This window comes from Dapis hubbardiae BLCC-M172 (assembly GCF_050016015.1).
Lineage (GTDB): Bacteria > Cyanobacteriota > Cyanobacteriia > Cyanobacteriales > Microcoleaceae > Trichodesmium.
The window spans coordinates 1-16,245 of sequence record NZ_JBNHEQ010000295.1; the positions used below are offsets into that span (position 1 = coordinate 1).

Sequence of the window (16,245 nt, forward strand, 5' to 3'; positions counted from 1 at the left end):
TCCCCTATCCAAGGGGAGGCTTTAAACCAGAATTATTTAATTATTAATAATTAATAATTAATAATTAATAATTCGGCAATAAATTTCATAGTAGTTAATTTGAGCTGAAAACCTTTAAAATTATGACTCCCAACTCCTAAATTTCAAGAAAATATTACAACTTTAATAGGAGTGCTATACATTACAGAATAATTAATAATTAATAGTTAATAATGAATAATTAATAGTTGATAGTCAATAATTAATTATTCATTCAACAATTAAGGTTTAAAGCCTCCCCTTGAAAGGGGATAAATCAAAAAAAAATCCTTTTAGCCAATCCCCTTATTGAAAGAAGGGGTAATTATTAATTATTAATTGTTTTCCTGCGGAATGCTTCGCAAACGGCACCTCGTCACATTAACATTGTTAATTGCTGAATATATTTATTTCATTATTTAGCTAATTCAGCTTCAATAACAGCAATTAATTCTGGTGAATTAGGAGCAACACTACTATTAAATCTAGCAACAACTTCTCCTTGTTTATTAACAACAAATTTTTCAAAATTCCAGGCTACATCACCTATAGGATTAACCGCATTTGTCAAACAAGAATAAAGAGGATGTTTCTCAGAACCTTTAGCATGAACCTTATCAAACAACTCAAAACTTACATCATATTTTGTCTTAGTAAAATCAACAATTTCTGCATTACTTCCTGGTTCTTGTGCCCCAAAATCATTGCAGGGAAAACCTAAAATTATTAAGCCAGCATCACGATATTTTTGGTTTAATTCTTCTAAACCTTTATATTGTGGTGTGTAACCACAATAAGATGCTACATTCACAATTAATAAAACCTGACCAGCATAATTTACTAATTGTTTTTCTTCCCCATTAATAGTTTTGACAGTAATATCTGAAACTGTGGTACTCATCTTTAAATAAAACCTCTAACTGAATAATTATAAATTTTACACTCTAGTTGTAAACAGAGAGAATATTTTTGATTGAATCAAACTATGGTAAACTAATACTAATTCACTTTAAAGATGTCACAAATAGTTGGTAACTGATGATGTGAAAGAATAAGCTGAAATTAGTGTATGACCATTACTTTAAGTCTATCAACTTTCACTTCTGAACTTCTGTACGGGCGTTTTCCTGACGGAATGCTCCGCAAACTTGTCGCGCAGCAAAATGGCCATTAGCTACGCACAACTTTCCTATCGGAATGTTCCGCAAACGTTAACGCCCGTAATACTTCTGACTTCCGTGAAACGATATAGCTAGAATATTAATTAAAGAAACAATGGCAACTGAAACTATCGTTTTATTATCGAAAAGAGAAATAGAAAAAATGCGTCGAGCAGGGCGTTTGGCAGCCGAGTTATTACATCATCTTGAACCTCTTGTCAAGCCAGGAGTAACTACCCTAGAATTAGATGAGGAAGCCGAACGTTGGACGCAAGCTCATGGCGCCCGTAGTGCGCCTCTTGGTTATCATGGTTTTCCTAAGTCTATTTGCACCAGTATTAATGAAGTCATTTGTCATGGTATTCCTAATGAGAAAGAAGTCTTAAAAGATGGGGATATTATTAATATTGATGTGACGCCAATTCTTGATGGTTATCATGGAGATACTTCTAAAACTTTTTTTGTTGGTGAACCTTCTCCACTAGCAAAAAAATTAGTTGAAGTTACAGAAAAATGTATGTATTTAGGCATTGCTGAAGTTAAGCCAGGAAATAAAATTGGAGATATTGGAGCTGCTATTCAAGAGTATGCTGAAGCAGAAGGTTTTTCTGTAGTTAGAGATTTTGTTGGTCATGGTGTAAGTAATGTTTTCCATACTGCACCACAAATTCCTCATTATGGTAATAGGGGAAAAGGGAAGAAGTTACGAACTGGAATGGTATTTACTATTGAACCAATGATTAATGAGGGTACTTGGGAAGGTGTGGTGCTTGATGATGGTTGGAGGGCTATTACTAAAGATGGTAAATTATCAGCACAGTTTGAGCATACTGTGGCAGTAACAGAAACAGGGGTAGAAATATTGACTCAGTATGAGGGGTGATTAACTGTTGGCTTGAACGCTTAGTAACTGCTAAAATATCTTTGATATACACAAGAGTATATGAGTAATTTGTGAGGCTCAATATTCTCCGCATTTCCGATGCGAAAATTATAGGAAAGACGAGAAAAATTGTGAGATATTGAAGCAGTATAAAGTATCTAAGTCAGTAATTATATCTATACTAAAAATTGTCTAGAGAACAGTTAGTTAAGCTGTTTAAACTTTATATCATGTCCGGATAATTAGTGATAAATAAAATTTGAATTCCTGACTAATTACTAATTAGGATAAACGAAAGGAATGTATTTGAATTTATCCCCTACTTCCCTATTCCTCTACTACTTTAATCATAAGTATTTAACCGGATATGATATTACTGATTAATCTAGTAAAAATAAATCAGCTCCTATAATTTTCTCAACTTTAGTTAATCGGGTAAAAATCAATAATTATTATCAGATAAAAACCTGGTAGGGGTCTAATAATATTATGCCCCCACCTTAGTTATTGTAACTATAGGGTTACACATTAAGGTTAGGAGATTTATAAATGCTGAAACCCTTTGAAAATCTACTATTCCCTCTTCCCTATTCCCGTGAGCCAATAGCGCTATAGTATTCATCCTGATAATAATCCTCAGACTCTAGGAGGAAAATCTGATAATTGCTTCATGTCGGAAAGGATAATTTCTGGTTTATCTCGATACATATTCACCTGTCCACTAATATAAACATATCCCCTACCCAAACCAAAATAACGATTTTTTAATAGTTGTAATAAAGGCTTTATTTCTGCACTGTTAGTATCTGGAATCCATAATTTTAAACGATGGTCTTTAGTACCGTCGTAAACTAAAGCACCATTATCTAACCACTTAGAAACTCCTCCCTGTAAATCAAAGAAAACTGTAATATATTCTCCCGTTTCTGCTGCTGCTAGAATTTTGGGAAAATCTAATCTAACTTCTAGGACTCCTGCAGCTATTCCATAAGTACGATAATTTTCTACAATGGAAGCTCTTAAAGTCCACCAAGGTACAAGTAAATTATAATTTCTTTTGCGTTTCCCTTTATTTATTTCAGAATTCCAAACACCAAGATTATTTGCTTGAGCTTCTATTTCTGCTTCAGTCATTTCTTGATGATATAATCGAGAATATCCATATTTAATAAAATAGGGACTCCACCCTTCTTTTATTAGTTTGATATTAAAGTTTTCACTATTTTTATGTACATAAGCGATTAAGCGACCTTGATGGTCTCGATACTTTTCTAAACAGTTTTCTATAGGGTCATCTGTATCAAATTCAATATCAACTTCTGCAAGTTCACCATTAGGTAATGTGAAATATTGTATTGCCATTTCTGATGCTTGTTTACCAATTTCTGTAACAGGTTTAGAATATTCAGAATAGCTTTCTTCGGCATCAACATAATCCATTCTGATAAATTCTCGCTTATCGTTCAATAGGACTTTGATTGTATCACCATCAACTACTTTTGTGACTTGGATATTTTTAATTCTTGTGCCTTTTTTTTCGACGGTTAAAGTTTCAGATGTCATTTTTATTAATGTTGAAGGATAAAAGAAAAAAGAATAGGAGAGAAGTTAAGCAGAAAACTTCATTGATCAGTATTCTTGTTGATAGGGAAGTTCTGATTATTTCTCTATATTGAAGATAATTTTTTACAAACAGTATGATTTTCTAGTTAACTAAATTAGTTTAGTATTATACATGAAATCTGGAAATACAGCAGATTTGACCTTAGTGATGCTAATTTATTTGGTATTGTTTGTGTAAACTCTTAGCAATCCTATTTTATTCGTGGCAAAAATCTTACTGCTTTTTAGAGAAAAGGGAGAAGGAAACAGGGAACAGGTGTAAGTTTCAACCTTTTTTATTTACTTTTTAATTACCCAAAACCTATGGGCGGATTGCTATATTAGCAAATATCTACCAAAGTTTAAGTTTTTTCCTACTTTTAAGTCTTCTTCCCTTTTACTTCTTGCTTCTTCCTTCTTACCGAAATAATTAATAATTAAACAATTAAATAATTAGATCATTCACGTCTTGAAGCCTCCCCTTGAAAGGGGAAAAAGCGGTCGTTTGCGGAGCAGTCCGTCAGGATGAGATGGCGTTTAGCGTTCCGCACAACGCGCGTTAACGCTACGCGACATGGAAAGCGGAGCATTCCCTATACGAAAAAGCGTTTCGCGGAGCGACATGAAACGCGGCTCTGCATTCTTCGGGTTTCCGTTCCCTCCGGGACGCTACGCGTTTCGCGGAGCGACATATAAAGCGGAGCTTTGCGCTAGCAAACGCCATATCTAATCGACCAAGAGAAATAAATCTTTTCCTTATTCGTCAATCCTCTCCCTAAAAGGGAGGGGTAATTATCAATTATCAATTAATGAATTATTCCTTACCAGCTAATACTACCAGACTTGATATTACTTTATTCTTTCTACACCAGAATAAATATTAAATTTTCTGCCACGCAAAAACCCGACTAAAGTAATATTAAATTCTTTGGCTATTTCTACTGCTAAACTACTCGGAGCAGAAACAGCACAAACTATTGGCAAACCTACAGTTATACACTTTTGTAATATCTCAAAACTCGATCGCCCACTTACCATGACAATATGATTATTTAAAGGTAATTGACCTGCTAAAAATTCTGAACCAATTAACTTATCTAAAGCGTTATGTCTTCCCACATCTTCCCGTAACTTCAACAGTTCTCCTTGAGCATTAAATAAACCAGCAGCGTGTAAACCTCCTGTAGATTTAAACACTCCTTGAGCAGTGCTTAATTTTTCAGGCAAACTATAAATAATTTCTGGTGAAACTTCTAATCCTAAAGGAATAGCTGAATATCCTTTTATTTGCAAAGATTCTATACTTGCTTTCCCACAAACTCCACAAGCGCTAGTTGTAAAAAAATGTCTTTCTAGGGTTTTGAGATTGGGGTTGAATTTTGAATTAAGAGTGACATTAACAATATTTTGTCGTTGTTCTCCATCAATTTCTTGGTCTACACAATAACTAATTTTGGCAATATCTTCACGATTTTTGATAACTCCTTCACTATAAAGAAATCCTGTAGCTAAATCAAAATCTGCTCCTGGAGTTCTCATGGTAACTGCTATAGTTTGTTGAGGAAAAGTTAGGCGAATTTCTAAAGGTTCTTCTGTTGCTAATTGGTCGGAAAGAGTAACAAAATTGTGATTTTCTACTACCCAAATTTGTGCTTTAGTTTTACTACTAGGAGAATTTTTCATACTTAGGAAATAGGGAAGTGATAAAAAAAATTTTGTTTGTAGTTGGGCTTTAGCCCGATAATAGATATATATTGCTCAGAGCTATTCTACAAACCTCTAATTATAACTATTTAACCGGACATTATATTATACCAATTCCCATGCATTAATGCTATACTTAATTAAAACTTCAGTTACTAAGTAATTACTTTAGTAGAATAACTTTTTTGCTGATTTTAGGTAATTTAAAGTTAATTATTCTTAATTTGTACGGACGTTGCACCGGCAAAAATGCGTTTTCCGTTCCGGAATGCTCCGCAAACATGTCGCGCAGCGATACGTCCCTACACTCCCCTACTCCCCTACTCCCCTACTCAATCAAATTTAGAAAAGTTTTTTAGAAATGGTATTACATAGGACTTCTCAGAGTTTTTTTGAGAGAATGGAGGGAAATTTTGCTTGAAAAGTTGCACATCAGGAGAATGCTTGTTTTATGGAAAAAAAGTCATAAATTGCTTCCGACTTTATAAACCTGGCTGCTTAATATCTTATCTAAATATCCCTTTAATCAAATCCAATTATTTTTTTGACAGAAATCTCTACTGAAGGAAACGCCAGGGGAAAAATAATTCCATCTTGATAGTTTTGTTCAATTTGATATTCATTATTCATTAGATTGCGAAATACTTTTAAATTTTTTTTAGCAATATCAATTACCCAATATTCTTTTATTCCTGAATTGGCATATAATGTTTTTTTAGTTCCTAAATCTTTTTGTAATGTACTATCAGCAATCTCAATAATCCAGTAAATATCTTCTACATAAGGATGACGTTCTAAATATAATGTATCGGGAGAACGAACAATGCTAATATCTGGTTCTGGTTCAGAGTTAACTAAAGTAATAGGATGTGCTTCCATTACTTCTGCAAGATTTCCTAAAATATGACGTAAATATTTGACTGTTCTATGATTTATAAAACGATGAATTGGTCCTTCTGGACTCATATTAATAATTTCTCCATTAATTAGTTCTACTTTACGATCTTGTACTATTCCTGCATCTATCATACGATGATAATCTTCTACCGTCCATTTAGTAAGACTTGTCATAATTTGATCTTGTTTTTTCCAGAGATTTATTTTTATTTTAGCTTGTGAACCTAGAGAACTTAGACCATTTTCAAAAAAGGCAGTTACATCGGATTTTTTGATTTATTCCTACAAGAAAAAAATATCAATCCCATAAATTATGGAAATCAAACCTTTTTTCTTCTGTAATATTTATGTTTTTCTTCCCCTGTTTCCTATTCCCTATTCCCTATTCTCTGTGTCGTTACTGTAGCAATATTTGATTAAATTGGTATTAGACTGATTAGGAAAATACTATAGTTTGAACTTTTGAAATTAAATAAACCTAACTTATACAATAAATTTTTCAATTGATTTAAAGTGAATTAAATTATTGGGATGGGTTGATATGATTGAATTTTTTCACCTCAATAATTTAACCAGAACCCGGCTGGACTATTGCAATATTTTAGGTGTGTCACGGCACTACTCTCAACAATATTAGTCTTCCCATGGATTAAGTTTGTATAGAAAAATCTTCTGGATCGACTCCCCAATTTATCCATTCAACTGCTTCTTTTGCCGAATTAACATTAGGAGGTACTCTCAAAGTATGAATATTTCCGGTGCTTGGGCAAATCATTTTTAAAATAAATATTGGCTCAATATCGGCATCATCATCTATTCTGAAAAGAGTATATTCTTGCCAGTTATCTATTTCTATAGTTTGCAAATCTTGGCAAATTTTCTCATAACCAATTTCCTCAATTAAGACTCGTCTAAGTTCGGCATTTTTTGTAGTTAAAAGCCATTCTGGCTGCCATTCTTGGGGATTTAATTTTCCGTATGCTTCTGGTAATCTCACACCATGATAAGCATATAAACTATAACCATCACTAAATTCAATTGCTGGTTTTTCTACAGCATGGAGACGATATTCATCATCTAATAATAACTTTCTGGGGCGATCGCAAATAATGCAAAGATTTCTCAAAGGATATATCCAACCACAATGTTTGACAATAGACTCCAATACTTGCCAATCATCTGAATTATAATTGCAGTTCAGAACAGAAATACAAAAATCTACCGAAGCAACATAACTACTCCATAATTCTGTAGGAATAGGATAACTCCAAAGACACAATAACTTTATAGAAATTTCTGATACTATATCTTGCCATTCTTCTTCTATTTGCGAGTAAAGAATATGACTCCAAAGTTGCCCAGGTTGTAGCGAACCTTCCCCCATTTTACGATCTATTTCTGTAAATAATTCATGGGCAACTTGCATTTCTAGTTCATTTATCAAAAGTTCCCACCTATCCTTGAAAATATGACGATGCCCATAATCATCTTTACTTTCCCATCGCTGCCAAATTTTATCAAGCAGAATATCAAAAGCTGCTTGGGGACTATCAGAAAATACAATTTCTGGATTTGGATCGCCCATCAAACTATAAGCGAATTGAATTGCTTCTGCAGCTTTTTGACGGTTAATAGGTTGGGTATAAAGTGCTATTTTCTGCCACTTTTCCCGATAAACTGGAATTAAAACTTTTTGCTCAGGTGTTAGTTTAGTAATCAGCTTTTGTGACATTTCTCAATAGACATCTCAATAAAGTAGGGAGTAGGGAGTAGGGAGTAGGGAGTAGGGAGTAGGGAGTAGGGAGTAGGAGGCAAAAAATTGATGATTTCTGTGCGATAATTGATTTTATTTTTTATTATCGCAGATGTCTCATAGGATTTACCCATAAGACCGGGTTGATCGACAAAATTTCCTATTTTAGAAAATAATAATCACGACAATAGACCTCTGCGAAAAAGATATGGATTTTTTGCAGGGAACAGGTAATACCATTTCTCTGTAAAAATGCACTTAATAATTCTTACCCAAACCTGAATTTTAGCAATAGCTGTTATCTTTTATAGCGCTACGCGCTAGGGAATAGGGAATAGGGAATAGGGAATAGTAGACTAATAAAGGGTTTTAGGATTTAGAAATGTCAAGAGCCTTAATGCGTAGCACTATATTAAGCGCAACATCAGGTCGAAATGGTATAAGATATTTTTACGAAAAAGGCAGGAAAAAGGATTTTTTCTGGTTACTTTTTCTTTCTTTATAATATAACTAAAAGGTTTATTTATTTTCCACCAGATGTCTAATAAACATGGTTTCTTATTTCATTGCCTAAGTCTTCATTAATTCTTCTACTTCAGTTAGGAGGTACTTTTAACTGATAACTGAAATGACATTTCTCAAGTTTCCACCAAAAATTCCTCTGGATCGACTCCCCAATTTACCCAAGTAATAGCTTCCCTAGCTGTACTGACATCTGGTGGTACTCTTGTGGCATGAATATAATTCGTACTAGGGCAAGTCATTTTTAATAAATATATAGGTTCAACATCAATATCATTATCTATTCTCAGTAAACTATACTCTCGCCAACTATCTAATTCTACTGCTTGTAACTCTTGACAAATTCTACTGTAGCCTATTCCCTGAATTAATACTCGCCGTAACTCAGCATTCTCTTCTGTCAATAACCATCGCGCCTGCCATCGGTTAGGATGTAATAATCCATATCTTTCTGGCAACTTCACCCCTTGATAAGCATAGATATGATAGCCATCAATAAATTTTATAGCTGCTTCCCCTTCACCATGAAAACGGTTTTGTGCATCTAGAGATATTTTCATTGGGTTATCACACACTAAGCAAGTATTCTCTAGTTGCAACACAAACCCACATTCTTTAACCAACCCTTGCAGTGCCAACCATTTTTGTTCGTCATAGCTACAACCAAGCACTGAAATGCAGAAGTCAATCATCTCAATGGAACTTGCTGTCAAATTTTGGCTAATATTTGACAGCAAGTTCCATTGCACCCCCTATTTGTTGGAGAGGTTGCTTGATATTTTCTTCCCACTCTCGCATTAAGGGTTGACTTGCTAGAGGTTGCCAAAAGTTTCTATCTAATTGCCGTGACAAAGGTTCTCCTACTTGTTGCCACATTAGATCGCCCAATTCAATTAAAGGTTCCCCTCCAGGAAATTGCCTTACTTGTTGTCGCAAGTTATTTTCCTGCTGTTCCCAAATTTGCCTGAGAATACCACCTTGCCATTCTACCCACAACTGCCCCAACAATTCTGCGTGTTTGCCTAGAGCATCTTGCCAAATAAACATTAACCGCAACAACTGCTCATTGGGCAAGTCATTTTCCAGTTTCTGCCAAAGTTCATTGTCAATTTGACTTTCTAGTTTCTCTGACAGTTCAATTTGTAAACAAGTCAGTAAGGGAGCGCCCAACATTTGTACTAAACGTTGGGGCGATCGCGACCCCACTATTTCTTTTATGGCATCTGGACTACTAAGAAATAGAATTTCTGGTTTCTTTTTTCCCATAGCGGAGTAAACCGCATTTACTGCCGCTGTTGCTCTTTCCCTATCTATCGGGTCAGTTGAAACTATATTCTTGTGCCACTTTTCCCGATAAATTGGTATTAATGATTTTTGTTCTGTTGTTAGGTTTTCAATTTTAGTCTGCCACATAGCGCCACCCCATAGGTTCATATTCTCGCTGAATGCTTACTATCCAGTTTCCTTGTGGAATTGTGACGGGTTTATGTTCTTCGTGGGTTAAACTTGCTGTTTCTGACAAAACTTTTAGGTATAGCGTGCCATCTTTTTCGTATAGCTCCGCATTTCCACAGGTAATCTGGTGGGAATGTCCTGTAACTTCTCCCTCTGCTAAAGTCAGGTGGGATAGTTTCTTACCTGAAGTTAGCTTGATTGGTTGCAATATAACATCACCTTGTCTAATTGGTTGCATCCTTATTTTCCCCTAAATTTTTAATCGTAAGTATAATGGCAGATAATTATATTCCCCTGTAAATTACAGGATACATCATTTTATATTTATTCATCAACTATATTTTTTTATTAATTTTTTTTTTACACAATTTGTCAAAATTATATATACATTTTTATGCTGATTTTTATCTGCAATATTGGGCTTGATTATTTTTAATCTGTAGCTTTAGTAAAGAACTTTTTCCTCTATTGGGTTCCTCGGACTGCTTTAATATTTATCTAATGATTGTTACAATTATTTATTTTTTTTAACTTATAATAAACTTCCTTCAAAATTTTTGATATCAAGAGATTTTTAGACAAAATCTTTCTCAGATACCTAATTTCTAGAAGTCTAGAAGTATTAAAATAGTTCATACTAAATTCAAAAAAGTTATACCAAATCTCACCCATTCTTGCTACATCTTCTTGATAGGAGGGATTAGAGAGCAGGATTCTTAGACATCAGATATCTTGGCACTTTGGAAACGAATTGTTAAAAACATTGCTCTTACTTATTTATTATTTAATAACTGAAGTCTTGACGAAGGTCTGGCATTATTTTTTGGTATTGGTATTCTAGTTACAGAAAGTCAAAAAAGAGTTCAAGAATTAATAATTAACAATTAATATAGCAATCCTATTTAAGTTGTAATATTTTGGTGGTAGTTAGGAGTCAGAATTTGCTCATGTTTTCAGCTCAAATTAAGTATCATAAAAATTGTCACAACCAATGGGCAGATTGCTATAATTAACAATTAATAATTACCTTTCCTGAAAAGAAGAGGATTGACCAAAATAATTTTTTTCTTTTTTCTCCTGAACAGGAGAGGTTTTAGACCTTAATTATTCGGTATAGCAGTCGAAGGAAAGGTTAGGAAATTACTAAATGCTGTTTGCATTTGCGCAGCATCCTGTAGGGAAACATTTCCCCATGAAAAAATAACTCATAAATTACTTCTAACTTCTGACTTCCCCTATGAGAACCCCTATAAAAGTCATCAAAAATTATTAATCATTGTTGTCTAAAACAGAAGTATAAATAAGGCGATAAAAACCTCAAATGCAATACTCTAAACACCTAACCTTCATCCAACTTTTCTAAACAAACCAAAGCATTATAATCAGGCACACCTTCAACAGAACGTTTACCCTTATCTAATAATACATTTCCCTCCGGCCAATGTACTTGTAAATTACCAGGTTTCATAGGAGCTAGATAAACCCGCCCTTTTAATTCACCCAAATCATTTTTTAACCGCACATCATCCCCATCTTTAAACCCCAATTTTTCAGCATCAAAAGGATTAATTAAAACTGCTTCTCTTACAGCACCAGTAATTGCATCTTTCTGAGACTGCACCATACTATTAAACTGTTTACCTCGGCGAGTTGCCACTAAAAAATATCCCTCTGGTAACACCTCTTTTGGTGGAGAAAGTATGGAAAATTTTGCCTTACCATCAGGTGTCGGAAAATTCCAACCAAAACATAAATGAGAACCCCCATATTGAAAATTATCTCCAGGTTCTTTCAAATGTTGAATACCAGAATATTGAGAAATTACCAAAGCAATTTCCTCACGAATTTCCCCAGTATTTTTAAACTCTAACTTATCAGCCAATTCCGGACGGACTAACTTTGCCAAATCCATAAATACTTCCCACTCTGGGCGAGCTTCTCCAATTCTCGGACCTGGAATTTCTGGGCTAAAAATTACCCTTCTTTCCGTCGTAGTTTCTGTCACCCCTCCTGGAATTTCATAACGAGTCGTAGTAGGTAATAATATTACTGTTTCTCCTGGTTCAACTAACATTTGATTAGAGCAAATAATATCCTGATGTACTCGCAAACTTACCCTTTTCATGGCAGCTTCTACATAATCTGGGTCTGGCAAAACTTCTAAAAAATTTCCCCCGACAGAAAACAAAACATCTAACTTTCCTTCTGCCGCATTATCAATCATTTCTGAAGCAATTAAACCAGGATGACTCGGAACAGAAAAACCCCAAAGTTTGCTCATAACTTCAGCATTTTCAGAATTAATTTTTCTGCCTCCTGGAAAAACCGTAGAATAACAACCCATTTCAGCTCCACCTTGCACTCCAGAATGACCCCGAATTGGCATTAAACCACAGCCTTCTCTACCAACAAAACCTTTAGTTAAAGCCAAATTAATAATAGCTCTAACATTATCTTCCCCACACTCATGTTGAGTAATTCCCATACTCCAAACAAAGACAGCTTTTTCTGCTTTTCCAACCATTTTGGCAAAAGCATACATTTCATCGCGGGTGGCTCCAGAAAAGCGTTCTAATTCTGACCAAGATTGGGAATTTAATGAAGCTTTTAATTCCTCAAACTGATTAGTATAATTATCTATAAAATTTTTATCAACCCAATCATTAGCAATTAAATGTTTAATAGTACCATTGATAAATGCCATATCCCCATTAACATTAACTAAAAAGAAATCTTCGGCAAATTTTGTACCAAACAAAGCACTTTCTGGAATAGACGGAACCCAATAACGTTCCATCCCTGGTTCCCGGTAAGTATTAATAACAACAATTTTCGTACCTGCTTTTTTTGCCCAGTGCAAATATTTAACAGTGACAGGTTGATTATTTGCTACATTTGAACCTATAAATACTAATAAATCTGTACCTATCCAATCTTTATAAGAACAGGTAGTAGCAGCAGCACCAATAGTAGTTTTCAACGCTCCAGTGCTAGGAGAATGACAAATGCGGGCAGCATTATCAATATTATTAGTACCGATCGCCCGTGCAGCTTTTTGGGCAACATAATAAGTCTCATTAACAGTACCACGACTCGTCAGATAGAAACCCGTACGGTCTGGGTCAGTAGTTTTGAGGCGATCGCTAATTACCCCCATCGCTTCATCCCAACTAATTCGCCGAAACCCTTTGTCACCTTTGTCACGGCGCATAGGGTAAGGGGGTCGCCCCATTTCTAGAAGTTCTTTACTGCTTTTATTGTGCAGTTGAGAAACATCTGCTAGTATTTCTGGGTTAAAAGCTGCCATAGTATTCAGGCGCAATAGTCGGAGGCGAACATTACATAGGTGAAAACCATCCAGAGTCCAGTCCTTCATACCTGTTGTACCGAGGGAACAACCATCACAAACTCCTTTATTGAGTATTTCCCAAGCGTAGGGAAGTTGGTCGAAGTTTTCTATTCCAGCGCGGATGAGTTCCCAGTAGTTATTGGGGTATTGTTCGCCAATACCGAAGGGTTTCCAGCTTGCCCAGATTTTCGGATTCCAGATTTTGTTTGGCTTGGGTAACATAATTTATTTAGCTGGGATGGTGCTTTTAATTGGTTGACATCATTAGATTAATTCTTTACCATGACCTAGCTAATTTTCAGATTAACTTAATACAATCTTAATAGTGTTATATTATGTCCGGTTGAATAGTTATAAATAAGAAGGGAGGGAGGAGTCAGAAGTCGTAGGGGCGTTTCATGTCGCTCCGCGAAACGGCCGTTAGCTTCGCATAACTATCGTTAACGCCCGTACAGGAGGGAAGAGGGAAGAGGGGAGAAAGAAAGTATAAACAGGAGAAAGTTTTTTATCACTAATTAGGGTTTGCTGATTAAATCCAAAAGTGTTTACAGATAAAGGCTTTAGCCTTTTTAAGTCTTGAAAAAATACCTGGTTTTTAGTTCTTCATGCTCCTCAAGTTAGGATTTTGGGCTAACGCGAGGCAGAAAAATAAAGGGATAATTCTGACTCCTGCTTCCTCGCTCCCATACCCATTCCTCCTGTCTCCTGTCTCCTGTCTCCTGTCTCCTGTCTCCTGTCTCCTACCCTTACCCATAAGACTTTTTCAGCAAGCCCTAATTATCCGGACATGATATTATAGGAATTCTCATTCTTGGTGAGATACATAACTTTACAGCAGTTTTAGGTCAATGAATCACATAAAAAAAATGATAACCTTGTAGGGACGTTGCATAACAAAAATGCGTTTTCCGTTCCGGAATGCTCCGCAAACATGTCACGCAGTGAAACGTCCCTACTTTAATGGTTTACTCAAATGAAAAGCGCTGTAACGGATGGTGGTGCATTTTCATTAATTGGTAATGGCGGTCTATGACTTTGTTGCATGAAAGTTGCGATAGAGTATCCATTGCGCAGAGATATTGCTCTCTTTCGCTATTGATGTTCTATTCATCTATTGGACAATAGTAAGGCTTGGTAAATTAAACTTAAAAGCCTTTACAGGCAAAGGTTTCAGCCTTTTATATTTCAAAATTGATGTTAGATTCATCTATTGGACAATAGTTACAGCAGTTTCCGCACATTATTTTAGATATGCGGAGTAAGTGTGGCAGCTATATACTTTCATGCAACAAAGCTGCGGTCTATTGTAATTATTTTAGTCAAAGTATAGCGCTGTGCTCCGGGAACAGGCACTATTGGAACAGGCAACAGGGGGAATAAATTGCCGATAATATAAGAGTTATAGCTCTTTTGCCCCTACTACAATTTGTAAATATACCAGCGCTCATTGCTATAACAGTGGGAGCATCTTGCTCCCATGAAGCGACGTTGTTCATCTGATATCTGTTCAGTAAGCTCAAACTAATTTAAAAAGTTAAAAGCTCATTCCTAAATACCATAAATCTTCCAATTATCTAAAAGTTGCCGTAATTTTTCATCACTAAAATCATTAATAACAATACTAGCTCCTACCTCTAATAAAGATTCAGGTTCATGGGTAGAAGCAACTCCTACTGTATAAATTCCTGCTCCTACTGCCGACTTAATTCCAGAACGGGAATCTTCAAAAACAATTGCTTCTTCTGGGGAAATTTCTAATTTTTCTAAACATAATTGATAAGGTGCAGGGTCAGGTTTTCCCACAGTCATTACTCCACCTAATATTACTAATGGAAAAGTATCTGTTAGCTGCAAAACATCTAACATAAATTCAGCATTTTCTGGAGGTGCATTTGTCACAACTGCTTTCTTGAGTTTTTGGTTTTTTACCCATTCAATCAATTCTAATAATCCTGTTAATGGTTTTAAATTTAAGGCAATTTCTCTAAATTTTTCTTCCTTATAATTTGCTAGTTCTTCTGCTTCTGTGGTTGATAGTTGTGGTAGTAAATCTTGAATAATTGCTGGATTGGTTCTACCACTAATATGTTGTTTATAAAAGTTATGGTCAATTGCTATTCCGTGATTATTTAAAATTTCTTTCCAGGTCTGGTAATGCAAGGGGTCTGTATTTGCTAGGGTGCCATCGAGGTCAAACAAAATTGCTTTGAGCATCTTAATTTATATAGATAAATAGTATTTACTTTTGCAGTCTGAACTGAAAATTCAATTTTTCAGGGAACTGAGAAAATTTAGAGGTAAATCGAAAAAATGACTGTTTAATTTTACTACTGATTTTCAGTGATTTTCAGATAATTAAGAAGTTTCAATAATACTTGGAATTGGGCGAGGGTTTGGAAGGTTTACCTCGACGTTAGTATCAAATTTCTATTTCTGATTTGCCTCTATTGCGCAATACGCAATAAAAGTTTTTGCCTAGTCTTTTCTGATTTCTAGGGAAAAGTTTGTCGGAGAGTTGGGAAAAGTCGCGCCGAACCTACTATCAAATTTCTATTTCTGATTTGCCTCTATTGCGCAATACGCAATAGAAGTTTTTACCTAGTAATTTCTGGGAAATAGGAAAAATTTGTCGGAGGTGGGAAGAGTCTACTCCGGTGTTAGTATCAAATTTCTATTTCTGATTTGTCTCTATTGCGTATATCGCAATAGAAGTTTTTGCCTAGTATTTTCTGGGAAATAGGAAAAATTTGTCGGAGGTGGGAAGAGTCTACTCCGGTGTTAGTATCAAATTTCTATTTCTGATTTGTCTCTATTGCGTATATCGCAATAGAAGTTTTTGCCTAGTATTTTCTGGGAAATAGGAAAAATTTGTCGGAGGTGGGAAGAGTCTACTCCGGTGTTA

The 16,245-nt window shown here is 35.1% G+C and carries 11 protein-coding genes; 1 reads left to right on the forward strand and 10 read right to left on the reverse strand.

Features of this window, described 5'->3' with window-relative positions; genetic code table 11:
- Nucleotides 1-433: 433 nt before the first annotated feature.
- Entirely contained in the window at nt 434-919 is a 486-nt protein-coding gene (locus ACP6PK_RS27320) for a glutathione peroxidase (protein WP_426564398.1), read from the reverse strand.
- Between the two features lie 374 nt (nt 920-1,293).
- Here ACP6PK_RS27320 and map point away from each other — a divergent pair, with 374 nt between their 5' ends.
- The gene (gene map, locus ACP6PK_RS27325; RefSeq protein ID WP_094671828.1) at nt 1,294-2,061 is read left to right on the forward strand and encodes a type I methionyl aminopeptidase; all 768 of its coding nucleotides are present in this window, start codon (nt 1,294-1,296) and stop codon (nt 2,059-2,061) included.
- Between the two features lie 636 nt (nt 2,062-2,697).
- Here map and ACP6PK_RS27330 read toward each other — a convergent pair.
- The 9 genes from ACP6PK_RS27330 to ACP6PK_RS27370 all read right to left on the reverse strand — a co-directional run bounded on the left by ACP6PK_RS27330 (nt 2,698) and on the right by ACP6PK_RS27370 (nt 15,557).
- Nucleotides 2,698-3,624, reverse strand: coding sequence for a thermonuclease family protein (locus tag ACP6PK_RS27330; RefSeq protein WP_426564400.1), 927 nt, complete (start codon nt 3,622-3,624; stop codon nt 2,698-2,700).
- 888 nt (nt 3,625-4,512) lie between these two features.
- Entirely contained in the window at nt 4,513-5,346 is an 834-nt protein-coding gene (fdhD, locus tag ACP6PK_RS27335) for a formate dehydrogenase accessory sulfurtransferase FdhD (RefSeq protein ID WP_094671910.1), read from the reverse strand.
- A 543-nt stretch (nt 5,347-5,889) separates the two neighbouring features.
- Entirely contained in the window at nt 5,890-6,438 is a 549-nt protein-coding gene (locus tag ACP6PK_RS27340; protein ID WP_094671241.1) for a Uma2 family endonuclease, read from the reverse strand.
- Nucleotides 6,439-6,913: 475 nt separating this feature from the next.
- The gene (locus tag ACP6PK_RS27345; protein ID WP_094671239.1) at nt 6,914-7,996 is read right to left on the reverse strand and encodes a DUF6745 domain-containing protein; all 1,083 of its coding nucleotides are present in this window, start codon (nt 7,994-7,996) and stop codon (nt 6,914-6,916) included.
- Nucleotides 7,997-8,655: 659 nt separating this feature from the next.
- Nucleotides 8,656-9,252: a DUF6745 domain-containing protein gene (locus ACP6PK_RS27350; protein ID WP_426564403.1), complete on the reverse strand. Its 597-nt coding sequence runs from the start codon at nt 9,250-9,252 to the stop codon at nt 8,656-8,658.
- Between the two features lie 7 nt (nt 9,253-9,259).
- Nucleotides 9,260-9,952, reverse strand: a complete 693-nt coding sequence (locus ACP6PK_RS27355; protein WP_426564405.1) for a hypothetical protein — start codon at nt 9,950-9,952, stop codon at nt 9,260-9,262.
- Nucleotides 9,939-10,232: a hypothetical protein gene (locus tag ACP6PK_RS27360; RefSeq protein ID WP_094672610.1), complete on the reverse strand. Its 294-nt coding sequence runs from the start codon at nt 10,230-10,232 to the stop codon at nt 9,939-9,941. The genes ACP6PK_RS27355 and ACP6PK_RS27360 overlap by 14 nt, the downstream gene beginning before the upstream one ends.
- Before the next feature lie 1,101 nt (nt 10,233-11,333).
- The gene (locus ACP6PK_RS27365) at nt 11,334-13,565 is read right to left on the reverse strand and encodes an FdhF/YdeP family oxidoreductase (protein WP_426564407.1); all 2,232 of its coding nucleotides are present in this window, start codon (nt 13,563-13,565) and stop codon (nt 11,334-11,336) included.
- 1,326 nt (nt 13,566-14,891) lie between these two features.
- Complete coding sequence (locus ACP6PK_RS27370) at nt 14,892-15,557, reverse strand: HAD family hydrolase (RefSeq protein ID WP_426564409.1); 666 nt, start codon at nt 15,555-15,557, stop codon at nt 14,892-14,894.
- Between the last annotated feature and the right edge of the window lie 688 nt (nt 15,558-16,245).

Excerpts from the sequence above, each read along its gene's own strand:
- ACP6PK_RS27355 (WP_426564405.1), bottom strand. The coding sequence starts at position 9,952 with ATGTGGCAGACTAAAATTGAAAACCTAACAACAGAACAAAAATCATTA.
- ACP6PK_RS27370 (WP_426564409.1), bottom strand. The coding sequence starts at position 15,557 with ATGCTCAAAGCAATTTTGTTTGACCTCGATGGCACCCTAGCAAATACA.
- ACP6PK_RS27340 (WP_094671241.1), bottom strand. The coding sequence starts at position 6,438 with ATGACAAGTCTTACTAAATGGACGGTAGAAGATTATCATCGTATGATA.
- ACP6PK_RS27360 (WP_094672610.1), bottom strand. The coding sequence starts at position 10,232 with ATGCAACCAATTAGACAAGGTGATGTTATATTGCAACCAATCAAGCTA.
- ACP6PK_RS27320 (WP_426564398.1), bottom strand. The coding sequence starts at position 919 with ATGAGTACCACAGTTTCAGATATTACTGTCAAAACTATTAATGGGGAA.
- ACP6PK_RS27330 (WP_426564400.1), bottom strand. The coding sequence starts at position 3,624 with ATGACATCTGAAACTTTAACCGTCGAAAAAAAAGGCACAAGAATTAAA.
- map (WP_094671828.1), top strand. The coding sequence starts at position 1,294 with ATGGCAACTGAAACTATCGTTTTATTATCGAAAAGAGAAATAGAAAAA.
- fdhD (WP_094671910.1), bottom strand. The coding sequence starts at position 5,346 with ATGAAAAATTCTCCTAGTAGTAAAACTAAAGCACAAATTTGGGTAGTA.
- ACP6PK_RS27345 (WP_094671239.1), bottom strand. The coding sequence starts at position 7,996 with ATGTCACAAAAGCTGATTACTAAACTAACACCTGAGCAAAAAGTTTTA.
- ACP6PK_RS27365 (WP_426564407.1), bottom strand. The coding sequence starts at position 13,565 with ATGTTACCCAAGCCAAACAAAATCTGGAATCCGAAAATCTGGGCAAGC.